The sequence below is a fragment of the Pedobacter sp. GR22-6 genome (assembly GCF_037402555.1).
GTDB lineage: Bacteria > Bacteroidota > Bacteroidia > Sphingobacteriales > Sphingobacteriaceae > Pedobacter.
In genome coordinates this window covers 368,758-386,505 of record NZ_JBBEUC010000001.1, presented here as the reverse complement: position 1 = coordinate 386,505, position 17,748 = coordinate 368,758, and the positions used below count along the sequence as shown (strand labels likewise).

Below are 17,748 nucleotides of genomic sequence, written 5' to 3'. Positions count from 1 at the left end.
TCGGAGGATGCCAATATCATGCGAAAGTAGCTCAGTTGGTAGAGCACGACCTTGCCAAGGTCGGGGTCGCGAGTTCGAATCTCGTCTTTCGCTCTAAATGCCTTCACTAGAAGGCATTTAATTTTAAAAGGTTATTCACCTGCTCAGATGGTGGAACTGGTAGACACGCAGGACTTAAAATCCTGTGACCTTAAAAGTCGTGCGGGTTCGATTCCCGCTCTGAGTACATTCAAACAAAAAGCCTGCAAAAAATTTGCAGGCTTTTTGTTTTCAACAATGATTTCTCATTCTATATTAAATCCTCAACTGGTAAATTTGCCCTTTATTTCCCGCAAGCAGAATCAGGCTTCCCTGCTTAGATTTCTTGATCACATTGAAACTCAGGTCTGAAATGTGGTGCCAGACTTTACCACCATCATTGGATACATCAGTTCCCGAAGTTCCCGTAGCCAAAAGCACGCGGTCATTCACATAGATGACACCTGACCTGAAGCCAGCTACTGGTTTGGACGGCTTTGACCATGTTTGACCTGCATCGTTGCTCAGCAGTACGTTATTTTCATTTTCCTTGTCCCTGGTATAGTCCCCTCCTACGACTACCCCCGTCCTTTCATTCAGGAAAGCAATGGAAAAAGGTCCCGTGCTATTTTGACCCTGAAGTATGGGACAAGCTGCAATCTGCCAGGTGGAGCCATAATTGCTGGAATAATAAATATTGGATACCGTACCACCTGTCGCAATCCACACTTTGCCTTCTCCCAAGGCACAGATGGTCGTTCCACTAGCCGCAAAAGAAGCCTCTCCCAATCCCAATTTGGCTTGCATGGTAGCGGAGATGTCAGTCCAGCTACGTCCACCGTCCAGGCTGCGCAGCAATTGCATTTTGCTATTGATGGGGTCGCCAAAAACGATTCCCCGGTTGTTGTCCCAAAAATCCATTCCGTCCAGGAAGATGGCAGAATCAACATTTTTATAAGTCTCTTTCCAGGTCTTACCTCCATCTTCAGTTAGCAAAATATAAGCGGGTGAACCCGCGTTCACCACAATCGCCTTTTCTGCACTAAAAGCTTCTATATCCCTAAAGTCAAGTTGCTCATAACCTGCAGGTTTTATCCATTCCCAGGTTTTACCTGCATCAAGGCTTCGGCCTATGGTCCCCGCATTGCCACTTACCCATACGACCTGTTCAGAGACAACCGACATTCCTCTAAAACTGGCGTTAGTTTCCGCATTGAGCGGTAAAAAATCGTAATTCTGTCCGATACTGAAAAAAGGCATCAACAATAGGCAAACAATCAAGTGTATTCTCATTATTTCACCTTTTTCCAGGTTTCAGATCTGCCCAGTAGTGAAACACCGATGTAACCACGCATATTGAGGTCGCCATTGCTTTTCAGGTTCATATTGCAGCTATAAGTCTTGCCTGATTTCGGATCATAGATTTTTCCATCCGTCCATTTGTCTTCATCAAATACAAAGTCCTTCAATATCTCCAAGCCCAGGATGGGTTTGCTACGCAGATTAGCATCTGGATTTTTGAGGTCAGTTTTCACCAAGCCTTTGGCATCTTTTGGTTCCTTCAGCCAAACGATCTTGCCAAAATATTTGTCACTGCGCTTGCTGATGTCGATGTGCGCCTCACCTGTAGAGTTCACCCATTTTCCAAGGATCGCGTCTTTATTCTGACTGAAAGCAGAACAGGAAACTGCCATAAAAAGAAGTAAGAATGATAAGTATTTCATAACTGTAGATTTTGGTATATAACGTTACTATTTGCGTAATAATACTAAATAAAGTTTTTAATTTCGTCAAGTTTTTATAGTTTAGTCTATAGCTTTTAAAAAATATGCTCAGAACTGACAAACAGTTGTACATTGATAACAAGCCTAACCAGATCAGAAGTCTTTATGAAAAGTACGCGAGTATGCTTCTGGGTTATATCATAGGCGTTGTCAAAGATCAAAAAATAGCCGAAGACTATCTGGTGATGATATTTGCTGAGCTATCTCAGCAATCTGACAGCCAGGTCTGGGAGAGCACCAATAATTGGTGTCAGTTACTTCGTTTTGCCAAGGACCAATTAAGAGAAATTGCGAATACGACAGCGATTAAAAAATCAGAACTATCTGATCTGTTCATACAGAATACACAAGACAAATACCTTTCCGATCTCAATGAGGAACAAAAAAAGGTATTTACCGATACCTATTACTTGGGTAAAAGCACCAATGCCATTTCAATCGAGCTAAATAAACCAGAAGTTTCCATCAGAAAGACACTAAAAGAGGCTTTCGCTGTAATTAAAAAAGGCTGTGAAAATTAACGAGTATATAGAAAGCGGAATATTGGAAGCCTACGTATTGGGCGCGGCCTCAGAAACTGAAATCAGTGAACTACTGGATTTAAAGGCCAGGCATCCGCAAATAGGAGATGCTTTATACGAACTGGAAACTGATCTGGAGCGCATTGCACAACATATGGCCATTACTCCTCCTCCAGAGATCTGGACCAGAATAGAGGACAACATCAGTGAACTTGCTACCAGACCACATGTCGGCAGACTAAGAATAGATACTAGTCCCCCAAAAGAAGGTCAAAGAGGAAAGCAGAAAAGCAGCCAGTTCATCGAAGTGGAATCGCAATCCAATCATATGCGCATCCATAAAGTGTGGAGGTGGGTATTTGCAGCTGTCTTCATCCTAGGCAAGATTTTTCTTGGCTTTGCCATTTATTTCTACCTGGCCAACCGTCAATCTGAAGAAAAGATCATTGAATTGAAAACAGAACTGAGACAGCAGAAACACTCATAAGACTATAGTTTTTGCTTCAGAAAGCTTATCGGATCGTAAAACCGCAGATTGAGCTGGGTTTTATTCATCGTCAGCCAGCTTGCGCAGCCGTAATCGTCGAAAGATTTGCGGATTTCCAGGTGCAGGTGATGGTAGTCGCCACCGTATTTTTTAGATTCCTGTACTGTAAACAAGCGCGCGAGTTTGGTCGACTGATCTACCTGCTGCCCGTGGCTTACATAAACTTCTTTCAGGTGTTTATACGAAGTATACATTAGCGTTCCGTCTGGGAGTTTGTGTTTCAGTACTACCGTACGCTGATTTTCTCCCAAATGAATAGAGCAGACTACGCCTTTTGCCATGGCATATACCTTTACCAGCTTATCCGTGGTACTCCTGGGATTGAGGTCTATCGCGGTATGGATGTGTCCCCTAAAGTAACTATCCCTGTGATCACCGAACACACTGATGATTTTGATCTGTTTCATATCCTTCCGCCTGGTCAAATCAAAAGGCAAATACCAATCAGCTGCCACTGAAGCCGGCGAAGTTGATACATAGTAAGGCTTCCAGCGTTCACGGTCAGTTTCTATCGTCGGGTTCGCGAGATTAAAACTGCACAATAACAAGCATAACAGAAATTTCATATTTATAGTCTGACATTAGAGTCAAACTATAAAAATAGTTAAGTTTCCTGTAAAAACCTCATTTTATTTTAAGAAGTTTATGGGCTTACGGTCTCGATGTCCGGAGCACCACCATCTTTTTTATCTTCAGACGGAGCTCCCTCCTCTTCCAGTTCTGCCTTTGCAGTGTCCTCACCGTGCTGATCCTCATCACTTTCATTCTCAGCTACTTCCTCTGTACTTTCCTCAGATTTTTGTTCAACCTCGTCCTCCAACCGCTTATTGTGTTTCTGGTCATTCGGCAGACCTTCCTTCTCCGTATCTGGCGTTACCGTCTCTATCTCCAACTGTATTTCCTCATTCGCCTTTGGATGCTGATCTTTGTTTGTTTCTTTATTTTCTGTTGAATCTTCCATCTTATATTGTTTATCTCTATATTAAACACTGGATATGCTCAGTTGTTTAATGATTATCATTATCACAGCTTCATCAACAAATAAAATCATATGCCCATGAAAAATATAGTAGTACTGAGCGGCGCCGGTATCAGTGCAGAAAGCGGAATCAAAACATTTCGGGATGCCGACGGTCTGTGGGAAGGACACCGTATCGAAGATGTGGCTACACCGGAAGCCTGGAAGCGGAACCCAATTCTTGTCCAGCAGTTTTACAACGAACGCCGAAAAGCCGTACTCGCAGCCGTTCCAAATGCGGCCCACCTTGCTCTGGCTGCTTTGCAAAGCCATTTTATTGTACATATCATCACGCAGAATGTTGATAATCTCCACGAGAGGGCCGGTTCTAAAAACGTATTGCACCTCCATGGCATCATCACCAAAGCGCAATCAGATTTAGACTCGTCCCTCACCTACCCTGTAAACGGATGGGAGCTCAGTTTCGAAGAAAAATGCAAATATGGCCAGCCATTGCGACCGCATATCGTATGGTTTGGAGAAGAGGTCCCGAATATGGTACCAGCTGTAGCTCTATGTAAAAAGGCAGATATTTTTGCTGTGATCGGAACTAGTCTTCAAGTATATCCCGCAGCAGGGCTCGTTCAATACGTACCAAAAACGGCAATCAAATATGTCATAGATAAGAAAATTCCGGAAATCAGCGGAGGGAATATCCTGAAAATAGAAGAACCTGCAACCATCGGAGTTCCAATGATGGCGGAAGAGCTGATAAATAATATTGCTGTTTAAGCGCCAAGGCATGTCCGGCTTTGCCAGACATGCCTCTAAGCGGATTGCCTAAGATTAAGCTAACTTAACTTTAACTGCGTTCAATCCTTTTTTGCCTTCCTGAACTTCGTATACTACACGATCGTTTTCACGGATCTCATCGATTAATCCTGTTACATGAACGAAGATTTCACTTCCGCTCTCTTCTTTAATGAATCCAAAACCCTTTTCAGCGTTGAAAAATTTTACTGTACCGTTTTTCATAATAATTTAAATGTTGTCAAAGGTAAATTTTTTTTACCCTTTTAAAAACCTCAAGTTAAAGAAATAGTTTTAAAATAATCAAGGCTTTTCAACAAAAAAATACCAAATCAAAAATTTTCATAAAAACATTGCTTAAAAAAGGTAGAGCATATGCCTATATCTTGTTTTTCACCATAAAATCCCGCTCTGAGTCCAGGATATGATCATCGTCAATTGCAGGCGCAAGTTTCAGGTCAGCAAGGCTAAGCTCATCCATGATGTCTACGAAATTTTCAAATTTAGAACCCGGTGTGGGTTTCACGATTACGATCAGACCTTTTTTTGGATCTGCCGCATTGGCCAGGGCCAGTTTCTTTTTATTGGCCAATATCGACTGCCTTACGGTGTTCATTCCTTCGATAACCGGCTGACTTTTATCTGCCTCTCCCATATACCAGGCTACCTTATTGTCTTTACCCAATAATATGGTCATTGTTCTCGATGCCGGTACCGGCATCAGATCATCATCGGACAAGGGTTCATCGGGTTTAGCGATATCCATAGCTACCGGCTTGGAAAGCGAAGTAGTGAGCATAAAAAAGGTGATCAGCAAAAATGCCAGATCTACCATAGCAGTCAGATCTACTTTAGGAACTGCTCTTCTGTTTCGGGAAATACTTAATTCGGCCATCTTGTTTTTGTTTTAGTTAAAAACAGGATGACTCAAACTTACCGATTCCATAAGTTAAGACCTCCAATATTAAAATTCACTAATGCGCAATTCCAGCATGTTGATTCGCCTGGACCAAATACGGCTCAACATCCACACCTGAACCAATACCAATATCATCCCTGCAGCCAATGCATAATATTTAGTGGCACTAAAGCTGACATTATAACTGAAGAAAAAAACTAGCCCGGTAAAAAACAGTACTCTTGAAAAAATGGAGATCAGGGCATAGTGCTTCATTTTTGACAAATAGTGCTGCAAGGAAATCAGCAGAGTTTCACCTGGCCTCAGGTTTTTGGAAAGACGGTAACCCCAAACGTTATGAAGCAGCGAGAGCATCACTGAAGCAACAAGTACCAGATTGATATACACCGGTTTCTGGTCGCCGTCAAACATGGTGTAATAACAAAGAAGAAAGACCGACCAGCCAGTAATCTCTATGGTTAATTGCCTGCGGATCCCCTTGAGCACGGGATGCCTGTTCTCGCTGAGCATCGCTTTCAGTTCAGTTATATTTTTTTCTGGAGTACTGATGTTGTTCCATCCAGATTTCAATTGTTCTAATTCCATAGTCATTTACTTAAACGTTGTTGAATTTTGTTTTTAATCCTGTTCAGTTTGACACCGACATTGCTTTCAGTGATACCCAGGATATCAGCAATCTGCCTATAGCTGTGTTCTTCGAGGTACAGGGTGATGATGGCCTTCTCTGCATCATTGAGCTCCTTCAGGATAGCGAAGAAACGCTCCTGTCGTAGGGCTTGTTCCTCATTTTGCCCTTCCTCAGGATAGTCGGGCAAGACTGACTCATATGCAACCTGCGGTCGTTTTTTGCGAAAGGAGCTGATGGCGGTATTTAATCCGATCCGGTACATCCATGAGCTCTTTTTTGCTTCTTTCCGGTATCCTGGAAACGCTTTCCAAAGCTGATACGTAATCTCCTGAAAAAGATCTTCCCTGTCTTCGGGGGTATCACGGTACAGCCGGCATACCTTGTGAATGATGCCTTGATGCTCGCTTATCATATCGAGAAAGACTTGGTCATCCATTGCTGTTTTTTATTGAAATATACATAATCTGTTTACCCAATAAGTAGCTGGAAAGTGAAAAAACTTACAACTATGACCGATATTCCAGAATATCCCCTGGCTGGCAATCCAGCGCTTTGCAAATCGCCTCCAGTGTTTCTATGCGGATAGCCTTTGCCTTCCCAGTTTTAAGGATGGAAAGGTTGGAGATCGTAATCCCGACTTTTTCACTCAGTTCGGTGAGCGACATTTTCCTCTTTGCCAGCATCACATCTATGTTTATAATTATTGGCATCTTAAACGGTTAGGTCGATTTCATCCTGCAGCTTTTTCCCTTTTTTGAAGGCAAAATACAGCGCAACAAATATAACACTTAAGACTACAGGCTTGGTAAATTGCCGCCAAATTCCAGTATTCAGTATGATGTCGCTGGTGAAGTAGCCTGCATACACCAGACGTCCGAGTAAATTAATCAATAATTCCAAAACGGGCAGAATCAAAATATTAATGGCAATCGTCCTAAGTCTCCTCACATTTTTTTCTGAAAATGGATCGCCATATGCGATGTCACGGAGAAAGTTCATGAAAACCAGTAGCACAAAATAAAGCACTAAAATCAATATACCTACTATATAGATATAGGAAACCCACTGCATAACCTGATGCGCATTCTCTGAAATGGGGATCGCTATTCTATTTTCTCTCAGATCGTACCTGAAAGGTACTTTTCGATCTATCTCTTTACAATCCCTTACCTCTTGTTCTGGATTTTTGCTGGTATTTGGTCCGCAAATACTCGAACGCAAATAGGACTGCCCCTTTTCCACGAAATAAATTGGAACATGGGCGAACTCGTTTTCTTTTTTCAATTTCCACCAACCCAATAAAAGAACATATTCCCTTTCTCCGTTACTGTAGGTCTCATGATTTATATGTTCAAATTCTAGCCAGCCTAAGCCCAGGGATCCCACCGCGGTGTAATTCAATCGGCCATTTTTCGTATCACGATCACGTTTTAGGCTATCCGATAGCCGCTTATATTGCCTATGTGGTAAATCCTCCGAAACTTCCGGATCAATCGGTTTTAAAGGATGATCAATATTAAAAATACCGGTGTTCGGATAATTGTAAGAGGAATTATAGGCGATTGGCAGTACGATGATACCTATAAAACCACCAACTACAACCAAAATACGTCTAAAGTCAATCTTAATTTTCATAGCTCATTTTTTTACTAAGATAAAACAATTATTTATTGATTTACAATAAATAATTACTGTTTAATCGCTAAAAAATCTTTAAACATGGTCAATAACGGCTATGATGCCCGGAAAGCTGTACTTTAGCATGAAAGTTTTTCACTTACATTATATCAAATATGATTCCCCGAGGTAAGCTGGACATTTCCTGGTCTGCATTAGGTACCGGGCTTCGTTACTGCCTGCAAGATCTGCTGAGTACGAGCAAACCCTCGCCCGCGCCCATAGATGAACAAAATACGATCCACTGCTTATCCGTACGAACCGGACTCGATCTCTGCCTCCGGGCACTAAAGCTTGAGCCTGGTTCGGAGATCTTAGTAAGCAACATCAATATCCCTGACATGTTTTCCATCATTGCAGCCCACCAATTGATTGCCGTGCCACTCCCTATTGATAAACAAACACTCGATTTATCCCTGAGTGATGTATCGGCAGCAATCAATACCAAAACAAAGGCCATCCTAATCACCCATCTTTTTGGGGCCATAATGGATGCAGACTCCGTGATCAGGTTTGCCAAAAAGCACAACCTCATTGTGCTTGAAGATTGCGCACAGGCATTCGACGGAATTTACAAAGGCCACCCACTTTCCGATGTGGCACTGTTTAGCTTCGGGCTCATCAAGACCAATACCTCTGTTACCGGAGCACGACTCCATACAAACAACCCGGAATTTAAGGGCATACTTCTAACGCTCAATTCAGCCCTGCCGACTCAGGAGACAAGCTTATACTTTAAAAAATTGCTCAAAGCAGGTCTTATTAAAATACTGACCACCAAATTTTGCTATACACTCCTTTATCGCTGGTCGCAGATAAATGGAAAGGACTTTGATGCCATCCTGTCTGGCTTTTCTAAAGGTTTTCCTGGTGCAGAAGTCATGCATAAGATTCAATACCGCCCCTGCATGGCCAATCTTCGGTTAATGCAAAAACGTACCTATGAATTCTCCATGGCAGATCTGGAAAGGAGAAAGCTAAACGCAAAATGTGTTATGAGGCAGATTCCTGTGAAGATGCATATCGGCGCACTAAACCCATTGCATAGTCATTGGGTATTGCCTGTAGAAAGCAGCAATCCGGAATCGCTCATAATCCGGCTTCGCAAAAACGGTATAGATGCTACAGCAAAAGCTTCCAGCCTGACTAAACTTCCTTCCATTGTAAAAGAAAATGACCTGACCCTGGGTAATCTGGTATATGTTCCGATACAAATAAGCAAGTTTCCTATCGAATAAAGCTGGAAATAACTGAACAGCTAACTTCCCCAACGTTTCTTTGAACATGTTGGCCCAATATCAGACTCCACTACCTGGTTAGTCAGCGAAATGTAAAGCTCTAAAAAGATGAAATCTGTTTAAACATCTATTGCGTTTATTAAATCAGAAGTGGTTGAGGCGCGGTTGATTGGTGAAGGAGAGTGAGGTGGCATTTTGAGAATGCACAGATGGAGGGTGATTTGAGGGGGTGCCCGGAACGCGAAAGCATTCCGGGCTTTTTATTTAATTTTCAATTACTTCGGCCAGTTCCATTCTTTCCTCTTCCTCCAATTCGATGATGCTCCCAAATATATTCGCCAGCTGTTCCCGCTGATGCGAACGCAATACTGCATCCAGCAAAGTGATCATCGTCTTTTTCTGATCTATACTCAGGTTACTAAACAACTTAGGCTGAATCTCATAGAGTGATTTCAGGGTATTCAGCAAATCTGATTTCCTTTTCGGATCCACATGTTCCCCGGCAATCAGACCTAGTACACCTTCTTTTTCATAACGTTCCAGCAGCCTGGCGGAATGCGCTTTTAAAAAAGATTTACGCTTTGTCTGCAACAGCTCGTTGACCCCTTTAGCCAGGAATTTATATTCAGGAGAAGATTTGCTGCGACTGTATAAGTTTGCCTGGGTATCGAACTCTGTACCGCTGAAATCAAAATCATTGAAGAATTCGCTTTTGACATAGACACTGTGAAAATACTCGTCTGCTTTCTTATTCAGGGTGGTATATTCTTTATGAAGTTCCTCAGCATTCTCATTCATAAAATAAGCCTTGGACAGTTCCTTATGCTGAGATGCATTCCACTGTACAAATTTCAGATGGAATACGGTATTGCTCTCCTGGTAATTGAGGATCAGATCTTCCTCATAATCCTGGATCAGGTCACTGTAATCCAATACAGTTCCGTTGATCAGAATCTGAAAACCTTTGGCTTTATTCAGTTCCAGAAACCAGCAGAACTCGGATTTAAGAAAGGGAATAATCTCCTGCTCCAGTTGATCGGAACTGATCTTTAGATTGGAGAACACCACGCGTGTACCTGTACTGTCTTTCAGTGGCTGCTCCAGTTGCCTGGCCTGGTAACTGTTCAGCGCAGTTACACCAATACGGATGGTACCACTTTTAAGCTGACTGCCTTCCAGGTAGGTAGTATGCCACTCCGCATCATTGGCAAAACGAAAAAAAGTAAGACGCCCAACCCCATTTTTACCGTGCATGGTAGAGCGGTTTTTATGTACAGCCAATTGCAATGCCTTTTCGGATTCATAAAAAGGATCGAACTTCATGGCTAGTCGATCAAAATTAATACCATAGCCATTATCAGCTACCTCCAACCCATCTATGAAACCCAGTTCGTTGTTCTGATAATTGAGCTCTACCAAGCTGGCTTTTGCATCAAAACCGTTCCAGATATATTCCGCAAGCGCCTGTTTTTCATTATAATTGCGCAATACTTTCTGTATTCCGCCCGAGGTGATGTTCACTTTCTCTGCCATGTATTTACTAAAATTATTAGCCAATATAAGGATTAAAAAAGATTTCTTTGACAACGATACAGACTAAAAAATATGTTGTAAATTTATTTAGTTAAAAAAACCTGAAATCACATGAAAGTATTAAAATTAATGACTCTGCTTTTTTTGTTACCTTTTGTGCTTACCGCACAGGAAGACTCCCCTACACTAACCAAAATTGGCGATTCCGTTGCCAACTTCTCTTTCGAAATTGAGAAAGGAAAAACAGCAAACCTAAGTGATTATAAAGGAAAACTGATACTCATCAATCTTTTCGCCACCTGGTGCCCACCATGCAATGAAGAGCTTCCGCAGGTACAAAAACAAATCTGGGATAAATATAAAGATCATCCAAACTTTGCTTTTTTTGTGTTTGGCAGAGAAGAAGGATGGGACAAACTGGAACCTTTCAAAAAGACTAAAGGCTTTACCTTTCCTATTTTACCTGATGCCGACCGTGGCATTTTTAAGAAATTTGCCACCCAATCCATTCCAAGAAATATCATCATTGACATGGACGGCAAAATCGTCTACCAGTCCATTGGCTATTCGGTGGAGGAATTCGACAAAATGGTTAAGCTAATTGAAACGAAATTAAAACCGGCAACGGCTAAAACCCGTTAGAATTATGCAGGAGTTGATCATCGTTGCAGGTCTTTTCCTTGCAATAGGCCTGCTTTCCTGGAATCTCAGTCCAAATCAAAAAAATAAGAACAGCATAGGAAGTGCTGATGCTGAATTTGTCGATTTCAATAACCCGCAGCCTTGGAACACCGGCGATTGGGAAGATGGTGACTACGCTGGAGACAGTGACTGTTCCGGAGATGGGGGTTGCGACGGAGGAGACTAATTGAAAGCCTAATCACAAAAGCGCTAAACTAATTCCCTCTTGTTTTGTTGGTTCCAGAGAATGAGTTCATTAATTATTCGGATATGGAAAATGTAATTCAAAAAACCTGGGAAGAGATTGACAGGAAACTTTATAAAGTATTATTGTTTAAGGATTTCCAGGAAGCTTTTGCTTTTATGGTGCGTGTAGCCTTTGTTGCGGAAAAGAGCAACCATCACCCCAGATGGACTAATGAATACAATAAGGTAGAAATCTGGCTGAGTACGCATGATGCCGGAGACATTGTCACTGAAAAAGACCGCTTACTTGCCAAACAGATCGATGCCTTATTGGGCATTTAAAATGCCTTTTTTTATATCTTTGCGCTATGGCTAAAAAGAATGAAATCGTTAAGAGCGCGGAGGAATACGAGGCAGCGTTCCACGGAATTGAAATACCAGCATCCTTCGAACTGGATACCGGTGTTCAAGTGCCTGATACAAAGGAATTCATTGAAAAGTCAATCTATATTTTGAAAACCGGCGGCAACCGAGTTGCCACTCCGGTGCGCTGGAGGCTTGATAAATTATTGGAAATCATCAACCGCAATAACCAAAATGAATGATCCGATCTATCAATTGTTCCTCTATAATGAATGGGCCAATAAAACACTCATAACATCACTTAAAAGACAAGCTGAAGCTATTCCCCCAGTTTGTCTGAATCTGATGAGCCACATTGTCAATGCACAGATGATCTGGTCGGGCAGGATCAATGGGGAAAAAGCTTCTGTAGGTGTATGGGAACTCCATACCCTTGAGGCATGCGAAGCCTACCATGACCAGTCTTCAGCAATTCTGCAGCAAAAAATAAAGCGCACCGACAGTCCCAAACCTACAATTGTAAATTATACCAATACAAAAAACGAGAGCTTCAGCAATGCTCTGCAGGACATTTTGCTGCATGTATTCAACCATGGCACCTACCATCGGGCACAAATCGCAACGGAACTGAAGAAGAACGGCATTAGTCCGGTCAATACAGATTACATCACCTTTGCAAGGAAATAGTTATGGGTAAGCACATGTGTTAAGGATGCACTCAGGTCTGCAAGGTATCTCCCTTATGACTGCTTTATGTTTTCCTCATCCCAGGATAATGCAAACATAAAGCAGTCATAAGGGAGATACGCTTCATACATATCGCAGAACCAAACGCATCCTTAACAAACCCGCTGCTACAGGTTCGTTCCTTCTGAAATCTCACTGACAACAACTAAATTACAATCCCATGTTTTTAGCATACCCTGAGATTTCATTCTTAAGCCTAAATTGCGGCCTTAAATTGAACTCGTTTTGAATCCTGCTAAAACTTTGAATCCCCGTCATCAGGGCATATCTACTGTACTGGCCTTCAGCCTGATCCCGCTTTCTGGATTTGCGACAGACATCTACATTCCCTCCCTGCCTACCATGGCCGCTACCTTGCGGGTGACCGATATACAGGTGCAGATGACACTCAGTCTATTCCTGATCAGCTATGGTGTAGCGCAATTGTTCGTGGGCAGTTTGCTCGACAGCTTCGGCCGCTACAGGATCAACCTGATCAGCCTTGTTGTATTTGCACTGGCCAGTATCGTCATCGCCAATACAGGCAGCATCTATCTCATCTACGCCATGCGCATCATCCACGGGATTACAGTAGGGGCCATAGTGGTCTCTAAAAGGGCTTATTTTGTGGATGTGTTCTCCGGCGATCAGCTGAAACATTACCTCAGTATGTTTTCCATCATTTGGGCTACCGCCCCGATCATCGCACCCTTCGCAGGTGGTTACCTGCAAAGCTATTTCGGCTGGCAGGCCAATTTCTATTTCCTTGCCGGATTTGCCATCATCATATTGGTGCTGGAAATGATCTTCAGCGGGGAAACCATCAGACAGCGCATGGCATTCAATATCAAAACGATCAGCATAGTATATGCGGATATGATCAGGACACCCAGCTTCACGCTGGGCATCGTGATGCTTGGTCTGGCCTATTCTATGGTCATGATTTACAACATGACCGGTCCTTTCATCATTGAACACCAGTTGGGCTTAAGTCCGATTGTGGCTGGATACAGCTCGTTGATCCTTGGCGCTGCAGTGATGGTGGGTGGATTGATGGGCAAAGCGACGATCAACAAACCTTTCAATAAAAAACTTTTCATCAACCTGGCACTGCAGTCGTTTTTCGGAATCGCCATGCTGCTGAGCCTCGACTACCTTTCTGGCTTATATGCCATGATCTTCTTTGCATTCCTGATCCATGCTTCTTCGGGATACACCTTCAACAGCTTTTTTACTTTTTGCCTCAGCAGGTTTCCGAAGAATGCGGGTATTGCCAGTGGTCTCACTGGCGGCATCAACTATGTGATCGTTTCCTTCCTCAGCTACGGAATCATTTACCTGATCCCGGCGAAAGACGAGCGGAACCTAAATTACAGTTACCTGATTCTGATCGCACTTTCTGTATTGGTGATGCTGGGTATTTATAAAATGACCAGAAAATCGGCAGTTTAATTTTGAATAAATATTACCTTTAATAAAAAATTAAATATGTTCTCACTTTTTGGGCTATTAGGCAGTTATTACTACATCGCTTTGATCTTTCAGGTGCTGACCATCTACCATGCTTTTAAAACAGGCAGGCGACAGTGGATATACCTGCTTATCTTTTTACCGGCGATCGGCACCCTCATCTACTTCTTCTCAGAATTATGGCCCGAGATCAGAAGGGGAACCTTCGGGGCCAACTTTCAGCGCTATATTTTCCCCAAGCAGAAAATTAATGAATGGACACGCAAGGTTCAGATCTCTGATAATGTGACCAATAAGCTAGGCCTTTCCCAGGCCTATGCGGAGCAAAAACAATATGATAGAGCAATAGAACTTGCCAAAAGTTGCCTATATGGCCTCTATGCTGATGATCCTGCGATCCACCTCCAGCTGGCTAGACAATATTTCCACAATGGGCAGTTTAAAGAAAGCCTGAATCATTTTGACACCCTCAACGGGATCAATAAAAACAGGTTCGGCGTCATGGAAGATGAACTGATGTACGTACAGGCACAGGACGGTTTGGGCATGAATGACCTTGCTGATGAAGGTTACAGGCGCGTGATTCGTAACCATCATTCGCTGGAAGCAAGGTATCATTACGGCCTTTTCCTCAAAAAGCAACAAAAGAAAAGCGAAGCCCGCGAGCAGTTTCAGGTCATACGGGAAGAAATCAAACTGCTGCCAAGGTACCTGAGGAGGCGCTATGGGCAATGGTCCAGAAAAGCGCTGAAAGAGTTACTCGCTTCAAAATAAGTTCATGCGCGGCAGAATCTACCTGATCAGCGGTTTGGGAGCAGACCGGCGTGCTTTCAGAAAGTTGACTTTTCCGGCTGACTTTGAAATTATCTATCTGGACTGGATCCCTCCCCTTACGAATGAGTCTTTAGAACATTACGCCTTAAGAATGGCGGAAGCTATTGATACTGCTTCTCCTTTTTACCTGGTAGGGCTGTCATTTGGCGGCATGCTGGCCGTAGAAATTGCGAAGAAATTGAAGCCTGTTCACACTTTCCTCATCTCTAGTACACCGATATACAAACAACTCCCCTGGTATTTTAGATCAGCAGGTGCCCTGCGTTTGGAAAAACTGGTACCTATACAGTTGATGAAACGCGGAAATAGCCTGGGACTGCGTTTTCTTGGCGCCAAAAGCAAAGATGAAAAACGGCTCCTCCGGCAGCTGGTATTGGATAGTGACCCTGTTTTCATGAAATGGGCATTGACAGCCATCCTGTCCTGGAGAAATACGGAAAAGCCTTTAAAGCTAACACACATACACGGCAACGGAGATTATATTTTACCCTCCCGCTATTACAAACCCGATCTGATCATCGAAGGCGGCAGTCATTTTATGGTTTACGCCAATGCTAAGGAAATTTCCGCAGCGATAAAGGCAGTGATCGAAAAGCACTGATCTGCCACCTATTTCCTGACAATCACACTTTTCTTTTCGACAGAGACTTCTGAACCTTCTGCAAGCATCACAGATACAGGCTGCTGCTGATTCAGGAAAGCAAAATCTGCTCCGTATACCAAACCAAAGTCCACGTCGATCTCATGGCTCGTTACTTTATACTGCGCCCATTTCGGATGCTTCACTTCATATTCATTGGTCTTGGTAGCGCTGTATCGCGCATAGCCCCAGTAATGTTCGGTAATAAATTCTGCTTCAGAGCCTGGCACGATCTCCGAAAGCGCAGAATGGGCTTTCAGGCTGATGCGCTGCCATTGACCTTTGTACCGCCATTTGTACCCGACTTCACGCTCGCCCTCCCCCTCATTCCAAACATGGCTCATCGGCATCGCTTCGTAGTTTTCATTGTAAACCGTATTGGCGACTACTGAAAGTGCAAATTTCGGAACGATTTCCTTCACAAATACCACTCCCCTTTTCCAGTTACCGTTGTCATTATACCGCACGTAAAACCGCAGGTTGACTTCCTCAAAATTGGCATGAAAGGGGATGCTGAAACCCAGTAAGCGGGTGTTCTTAAATAAGAAACCAATCAGGCTTACATAGCACTGGCCATTCCATAGGTCCAGTTCTGTTCCAACGGGAAGATATGCGCGCAATACCCCGGGATCGATTGTGTAATTGGCTATGGCTAGTTTTCGCCACTCTGCGGTTAGGAAACTCATGTGGTAAAATAGCGAGAATTTTTTGAAACCATCACGCCAGCATCATAAAATTTAAATGCGCAGGGAGAATTCATCACAAGCTTTACATTTGAATTATGAAAGTAGACATCTGGTCGGACGTACGCTGTCCGTTTTGCTATATTGGAAAAAGAAAATTTGAAACCGCATTGGCTCAGTTTGAAGGGAAAGATGAAGTAGAAGTAGAGTGGCATAGTTTTGAACTGGATCCGAATGCGGAGACTTTACCAAATGTTCCGGCTGCAGAATACCTCGCCAACCGCTATGGCAGACCTGTGGAATGGGCCGAAGAAATGCAGGCCGGTGTAACGCAGACTGCTGCTGAAGTGGGCCTGGTATTCAACCTGGACCGTTCGGTGGTGGCCAATTCTTTTGACGCGCACCGCCTGATTCAACTGGCCAAAACCGAGGGCCTGGGCGATCAGATCGAAGAGGCACTTTTCCTTGCTCATTTTACCAATGCCCGCGACATCAGCGACCACGATACGTTAATCGAGATTGGCCTTTCTGTCGGACTGGAGCAATTGAGCATCGCCGCAATGTTGCGTGGAACAGACTTTACTGATGAGGTGCGCCATGACGAGCAAACGGCACAGCAAATCGGCGTGAAGGGCGTGCCTTTCTTTGTGTTTGACCAGAAACTGGCCGTATCTGGTGCACAGGCACCTGAAACGTTCCTGGGGGCCATGCGACAGGCCGCCCAGGCATAGTTTAATTTTAGTCCTGCGAAACGGGCTTGCTCAGGTATTCGAGCAGCTCGCTCTCGTTGGTCAGATCGAGCCTCAGCGGGGTGATCGAAACGAGGTCATTCTCTACCGCCCAGCGGTCGGTTCCCTCCTCTGCTGCTTCCAGTGGTGAGACGGTGATCCAGAAATGTTTACGTCCCATCGGATCTTCTCCCGGAACTACATTACCATCGTAGAGCCGCACAGATTGCCTGGTCCAGCGAAGGCCTGTAGGTTTTTTCGGAAAGTTCACATTGTATAAACCCAGTGAATTGTCCTGCAGCAACAACTTCAAAGATTCCTCGACATAAGCATCCAGGCCCTCAAAATCGGGCTCTGTTTTTCCTACCGGGGTACTCAGCGCAATGCCTTTAACTCCCAGGAGTACCGATTGCTTAGCGGCAGCCAGCGTTCCGGAATGCCACATGGAATTTCCCAGATTCGGCCCCATATTGATCCCGGAAAGCACCACTTCAGTATCGGGGTACATATGCAGGCCCAGGGCTACACAGTCGGCCGGTGTTCCGTTTACCCTGAATGCTTCTATTCCTTCAAAGGTAATGGGCGATTTTTTATAACTTAAAGGACGGGAATGCGTGATGGCATGTCCCATAGAGGACTGCTCTACATCAGGGGCCACAATGCGGACTTCCCCAAACCTCAGTGCAATTTTCGATAGTGCGGCGATTCCCGGACTATATATACCGTCGTCATTCGTAATCAGGATCTTCATAACTCCATATTTTAAGATTTCATCAAATTAACCTGTATTTAAAACCTTGGGGA

Annotated in this window: 26 protein-coding genes and 2 tRNA genes; 15 read left to right on the top strand and 13 right to left on the bottom strand. The window is 43.6% G+C overall.

The window, feature by feature from the left end; translation table 11 throughout:
• Positions 1-20: 20 nt before the first annotated feature.
• Both WAE59_RS01720 and WAE59_RS01715 read left to right on the top strand, forming a co-directional pair.
• A tRNA-Gly gene (locus tag WAE59_RS01720) sits at positions 21-93 on the top strand.
• 48 nt (positions 94-141) lie between these two features.
• Positions 142-226: transfer RNA gene (locus tag WAE59_RS01715), tRNA-Leu, on the top strand.
• A 68-nt stretch (positions 227-294) separates the two neighbouring features.
• Here the strand turns inward: WAE59_RS01715 and WAE59_RS01710 are convergent.
• Positions 295-1,311: a WD40/YVTN/BNR-like repeat-containing protein gene (locus WAE59_RS01710; protein ID WP_337854197.1), complete on the bottom strand. Its 1,017-nt coding sequence runs from the start codon at positions 1,309-1,311 to the stop codon at positions 295-297.
• Complete coding sequence (locus tag WAE59_RS01705; protein WP_337854196.1) at positions 1,311-1,742, bottom strand: DUF2147 domain-containing protein; 432 nt, start codon at positions 1,740-1,742, stop codon at positions 1,311-1,313. The genes WAE59_RS01710 and WAE59_RS01705 overlap by 1 nt, the downstream gene beginning before the upstream one ends.
• Before the next feature lie 104 nt (positions 1,743-1,846).
• Between WAE59_RS01705 and WAE59_RS01700 the strand changes: the two genes are divergently transcribed.
• Both WAE59_RS01700 and WAE59_RS01695 read left to right on the top strand, forming a co-directional pair.
• Complete coding sequence (locus WAE59_RS01700; protein ID WP_337854195.1) at positions 1,847-2,323, top strand: hypothetical protein; 477 nt, start codon at positions 1,847-1,849, stop codon at positions 2,321-2,323.
• Positions 2,313-2,810, top strand: coding sequence for a hypothetical protein (locus WAE59_RS01695; protein WP_337854194.1), 498 nt, complete (start codon positions 2,313-2,315; stop codon positions 2,808-2,810). The genes WAE59_RS01700 and WAE59_RS01695 overlap by 11 nt, the downstream gene beginning before the upstream one ends.
• Before the next feature lie 2 nt (positions 2,811-2,812).
• Here the strand turns inward: WAE59_RS01695 and WAE59_RS01690 are convergent, their stop codons facing one another.
• Both WAE59_RS01690 and WAE59_RS01685 read right to left on the bottom strand, forming a co-directional pair.
• A complete protein-coding gene (locus tag WAE59_RS01690; protein ID WP_337854193.1) occupies positions 2,813-3,436 on the bottom strand; it encodes a M23 family metallopeptidase in 624 nt (207 codons plus the stop codon).
• Between the two features lie 77 nt (positions 3,437-3,513).
• Positions 3,514-3,831: a hypothetical protein gene (locus WAE59_RS01685; protein WP_337854192.1), complete on the bottom strand. Its 318-nt coding sequence runs from the start codon at positions 3,829-3,831 to the stop codon at positions 3,514-3,516.
• A gap of 96 nt (positions 3,832-3,927) precedes the next feature.
• Here WAE59_RS01685 and WAE59_RS01680 point away from each other — a divergent pair, with 96 nt between their 5' ends.
• Complete coding sequence (locus tag WAE59_RS01680; protein WP_337854191.1) at positions 3,928-4,620, top strand: Sir2 family NAD-dependent protein deacetylase; 693 nt, start codon at positions 3,928-3,930, stop codon at positions 4,618-4,620.
• 54 nt (positions 4,621-4,674) lie between these two features.
• On the opposite strand, the gene WAE59_RS01675 is transcribed toward WAE59_RS01680, so the two are convergent.
• The 6 genes from WAE59_RS01675 to WAE59_RS01650 all read right to left on the bottom strand — a co-directional run bounded on the left by WAE59_RS01675 (position 4,675) and on the right by WAE59_RS01650 (position 7,820).
• The gene (locus WAE59_RS01675; RefSeq protein ID WP_337854190.1) at positions 4,675-4,863 is read right to left on the bottom strand and encodes a cold-shock protein; all 189 of its coding nucleotides are present in this window, start codon (positions 4,861-4,863) and stop codon (positions 4,675-4,677) included.
• 154 nt (positions 4,864-5,017) lie between these two features.
• Positions 5,018-5,533, bottom strand: coding sequence for an ExbD/TolR family protein (locus WAE59_RS01670; protein ID WP_337854189.1), 516 nt, complete (start codon positions 5,531-5,533; stop codon positions 5,018-5,020).
• 69 nt (positions 5,534-5,602) lie between these two features.
• Positions 5,603-6,142: a hypothetical protein gene (locus WAE59_RS01665; RefSeq protein ID WP_337854188.1), complete on the bottom strand. Its 540-nt coding sequence runs from the start codon at positions 6,140-6,142 to the stop codon at positions 5,603-5,605.
• A 2-nt stretch (positions 6,143-6,144) separates the two neighbouring features.
• Positions 6,145-6,621: an RNA polymerase sigma factor gene (locus WAE59_RS01660; protein WP_337854187.1), complete on the bottom strand. Its 477-nt coding sequence runs from the start codon at positions 6,619-6,621 to the stop codon at positions 6,145-6,147.
• Between the two features lie 70 nt (positions 6,622-6,691).
• Positions 6,692-6,895, bottom strand: coding sequence for a helix-turn-helix domain-containing protein (locus WAE59_RS01655; RefSeq protein ID WP_337854186.1), 204 nt, complete (start codon positions 6,893-6,895; stop codon positions 6,692-6,694).
• A 1-nt stretch (position 6,896) separates the two neighbouring features.
• Entirely contained in the window at positions 6,897-7,820 is a 924-nt protein-coding gene (locus WAE59_RS01650) for a DUF2975 domain-containing protein (RefSeq protein ID WP_337854185.1), read from the bottom strand.
• Between the two features lie 158 nt (positions 7,821-7,978).
• Here WAE59_RS01650 and WAE59_RS01645 point away from each other — a divergent pair, with 158 nt between their 5' ends.
• Positions 7,979-9,100 (top strand): aminotransferase class V-fold PLP-dependent enzyme, encoded by a 1,122-nt coding sequence (locus WAE59_RS01645; protein WP_337854184.1) that lies wholly within the window; start codon positions 7,979-7,981, stop codon positions 9,098-9,100.
• 264 nt (positions 9,101-9,364) lie between these two features.
• On the opposite strand, the gene WAE59_RS01640 is transcribed toward WAE59_RS01645, so the two are convergent.
• On the bottom strand, positions 9,365-10,633 hold the full coding sequence (locus WAE59_RS01640; RefSeq protein ID WP_337854183.1) for an ATP-binding protein: 1,269 nt from the start codon (positions 10,631-10,633) through the stop codon (positions 9,365-9,367).
• A gap of 111 nt (positions 10,634-10,744) precedes the next feature.
• On the opposite strand from WAE59_RS01640, the gene WAE59_RS01635 reads away from it, so the two are divergent.
• The 8 genes from WAE59_RS01635 (at position 10,745) to WAE59_RS01600 (ending at position 15,494) form a co-directional block, all read left to right on the top strand.
• Positions 10,745-11,275, top strand: coding sequence for a TlpA family protein disulfide reductase (locus WAE59_RS01635; protein ID WP_337854182.1), 531 nt, complete (start codon positions 10,745-10,747; stop codon positions 11,273-11,275).
• 4 nt (positions 11,276-11,279) lie between these two features.
• Positions 11,280-11,501: a hypothetical protein gene (locus tag WAE59_RS01630; RefSeq protein WP_337854181.1), complete on the top strand. Its 222-nt coding sequence runs from the start codon at positions 11,280-11,282 to the stop codon at positions 11,499-11,501.
• An 83-nt stretch (positions 11,502-11,584) separates the two neighbouring features.
• Complete coding sequence (locus tag WAE59_RS01625) at positions 11,585-11,842, top strand: 4a-hydroxytetrahydrobiopterin dehydratase (RefSeq protein ID WP_337854180.1); 258 nt, start codon at positions 11,585-11,587, stop codon at positions 11,840-11,842.
• Positions 11,843-11,868: 26 nt separating this feature from the next.
• Positions 11,869-12,105, top strand: coding sequence for a DUF6965 family protein (locus WAE59_RS01620; protein ID WP_337854179.1), 237 nt, complete (start codon positions 11,869-11,871; stop codon positions 12,103-12,105).
• Entirely contained in the window at positions 12,098-12,550 is a 453-nt protein-coding gene (locus WAE59_RS01615; RefSeq protein ID WP_337854178.1) for a DinB family protein, read from the top strand. Before WAE59_RS01620 ends, WAE59_RS01615 begins: the two co-directional genes overlap by 8 nt.
• Before the next feature lie 285 nt (positions 12,551-12,835).
• Complete coding sequence (locus WAE59_RS01610; RefSeq protein ID WP_337854177.1) at positions 12,836-14,041, top strand: MFS transporter; 1,206 nt, start codon at positions 12,836-12,838, stop codon at positions 14,039-14,041.
• A 36-nt stretch (positions 14,042-14,077) separates the two neighbouring features.
• Positions 14,078-14,833: a tetratricopeptide repeat protein gene (locus WAE59_RS01605; protein ID WP_337854176.1), complete on the top strand. Its 756-nt coding sequence runs from the start codon at positions 14,078-14,080 to the stop codon at positions 14,831-14,833.
• Between the two features lie 4 nt (positions 14,834-14,837).
• A complete protein-coding gene (locus tag WAE59_RS01600; protein ID WP_337854175.1) occupies positions 14,838-15,494 on the top strand; it encodes an alpha/beta fold hydrolase in 657 nt (218 codons plus the stop codon).
• Between the two features lie 8 nt (positions 15,495-15,502).
• On the opposite strand, the gene WAE59_RS01595 is transcribed toward WAE59_RS01600, so the two are convergent.
• The gene (locus tag WAE59_RS01595; RefSeq protein WP_337854174.1) at positions 15,503-16,219 is read right to left on the bottom strand and encodes a YqjF family protein; all 717 of its coding nucleotides are present in this window, start codon (positions 16,217-16,219) and stop codon (positions 15,503-15,505) included.
• Positions 16,220-16,314: 95 nt separating this feature from the next.
• On the opposite strand from WAE59_RS01595, the gene WAE59_RS01590 reads away from it, so the two are divergent.
• Positions 16,315-16,947 carry a DsbA family oxidoreductase gene (locus WAE59_RS01590; RefSeq protein WP_337854173.1) on the top strand — a complete coding sequence of 211 codons (633 nt, stop codon included), beginning with the start codon at positions 16,315-16,317 and terminating at the stop codon, positions 16,945-16,947.
• 7 nt (positions 16,948-16,954) lie between these two features.
• Here the strand turns inward: WAE59_RS01590 and surE are convergent, their stop codons facing one another.
• On the bottom strand, positions 16,955-17,695 hold the full coding sequence (gene surE / locus WAE59_RS01585) for a 5'/3'-nucleotidase SurE (RefSeq protein WP_337854172.1): 741 nt from the start codon (positions 17,693-17,695) through the stop codon (positions 16,955-16,957).
• Positions 17,696-17,748 lie beyond the last annotated feature (53 nt).

What these genes read in the sequence shown, in the direction of transcription:
- WAE59_RS01710 (WP_337854197.1), bottom strand. Translation starts at nt 1,311, where the DNA reads ATGAGAATACACTTGATTGTTTGCCTATTGTTGATGCCTTTTTTCAGT.
- WAE59_RS01705 (WP_337854196.1), bottom strand. Translation starts at nt 1,742, where the DNA reads ATGAAATACTTATCATTCTTACTTCTTTTTATGGCAGTTTCCTGTTCT.
- WAE59_RS01700 (WP_337854195.1), top strand. Translation starts at nt 1,847, where the DNA reads ATGCTCAGAACTGACAAACAGTTGTACATTGATAACAAGCCTAACCAG.
- WAE59_RS01690 (WP_337854193.1), bottom strand. Translation starts at nt 3,436, where the DNA reads ATGAAATTTCTGTTATGCTTGTTATTGTGCAGTTTTAATCTCGCGAAC.
- WAE59_RS01685 (WP_337854192.1), bottom strand. Translation starts at nt 3,831, where the DNA reads ATGGAAGATTCAACAGAAAATAAAGAAACAAACAAAGATCAGCATCCA.
- WAE59_RS01680 (WP_337854191.1), top strand. Translation starts at nt 3,928, where the DNA reads ATGAAAAATATAGTAGTACTGAGCGGCGCCGGTATCAGTGCAGAAAGC.
- WAE59_RS01675 (WP_337854190.1), bottom strand. Translation starts at nt 4,863, where the DNA reads ATGAAAAACGGTACAGTAAAATTTTTCAACGCTGAAAAGGGTTTTGGA.
- WAE59_RS01670 (WP_337854189.1), bottom strand. Translation starts at nt 5,533, where the DNA reads ATGGCCGAATTAAGTATTTCCCGAAACAGAAGAGCAGTTCCTAAAGTA.
- WAE59_RS01665 (WP_337854188.1), bottom strand. Translation starts at nt 6,142, where the DNA reads ATGGAATTAGAACAATTGAAATCTGGATGGAACAACATCAGTACTCCA.
- WAE59_RS01660 (WP_337854187.1), bottom strand. Translation starts at nt 6,621, where the DNA reads ATGGATGACCAAGTCTTTCTCGATATGATAAGCGAGCATCAAGGCATC.
- WAE59_RS01655 (WP_337854186.1), bottom strand. Translation starts at nt 6,895, where the DNA reads ATGCCAATAATTATAAACATAGATGTGATGCTGGCAAAGAGGAAAATG.
- WAE59_RS01650 (WP_337854185.1), bottom strand. Translation starts at nt 7,820, where the DNA reads ATGAAAATTAAGATTGACTTTAGACGTATTTTGGTTGTAGTTGGTGGT.
- WAE59_RS01645 (WP_337854184.1), top strand. Translation starts at nt 7,979, where the DNA reads ATGATTCCCCGAGGTAAGCTGGACATTTCCTGGTCTGCATTAGGTACC.
- WAE59_RS01640 (WP_337854183.1), bottom strand. Translation starts at nt 10,633, where the DNA reads ATGGCAGAGAAAGTGAACATCACCTCGGGCGGAATACAGAAAGTATTG.
- WAE59_RS01635 (WP_337854182.1), top strand. Translation starts at nt 10,745, where the DNA reads ATGAAAGTATTAAAATTAATGACTCTGCTTTTTTTGTTACCTTTTGTG.
- WAE59_RS01630 (WP_337854181.1), top strand. Translation starts at nt 11,280, where the DNA reads ATGCAGGAGTTGATCATCGTTGCAGGTCTTTTCCTTGCAATAGGCCTG.
- WAE59_RS01625 (WP_337854180.1), top strand. Translation starts at nt 11,585, where the DNA reads ATGGAAAATGTAATTCAAAAAACCTGGGAAGAGATTGACAGGAAACTT.
- WAE59_RS01620 (WP_337854179.1), top strand. Translation starts at nt 11,869, where the DNA reads ATGGCTAAAAAGAATGAAATCGTTAAGAGCGCGGAGGAATACGAGGCA.
- WAE59_RS01615 (WP_337854178.1), top strand. Translation starts at nt 12,098, where the DNA reads ATGAATGATCCGATCTATCAATTGTTCCTCTATAATGAATGGGCCAAT.
- WAE59_RS01605 (WP_337854176.1), top strand. Translation starts at nt 14,078, where the DNA reads ATGTTCTCACTTTTTGGGCTATTAGGCAGTTATTACTACATCGCTTTG.
- WAE59_RS01600 (WP_337854175.1), top strand. Translation starts at nt 14,838, where the DNA reads ATGCGCGGCAGAATCTACCTGATCAGCGGTTTGGGAGCAGACCGGCGT.
- WAE59_RS01595 (WP_337854174.1), bottom strand. Translation starts at nt 16,219, where the DNA reads ATGAGTTTCCTAACCGCAGAGTGGCGAAAACTAGCCATAGCCAATTAC.
- WAE59_RS01590 (WP_337854173.1), top strand. Translation starts at nt 16,315, where the DNA reads ATGAAAGTAGACATCTGGTCGGACGTACGCTGTCCGTTTTGCTATATT.
- surE (WP_337854172.1), bottom strand. Translation starts at nt 17,695, where the DNA reads ATGAAGATCCTGATTACGAATGACGACGGTATATATAGTCCGGGAATC.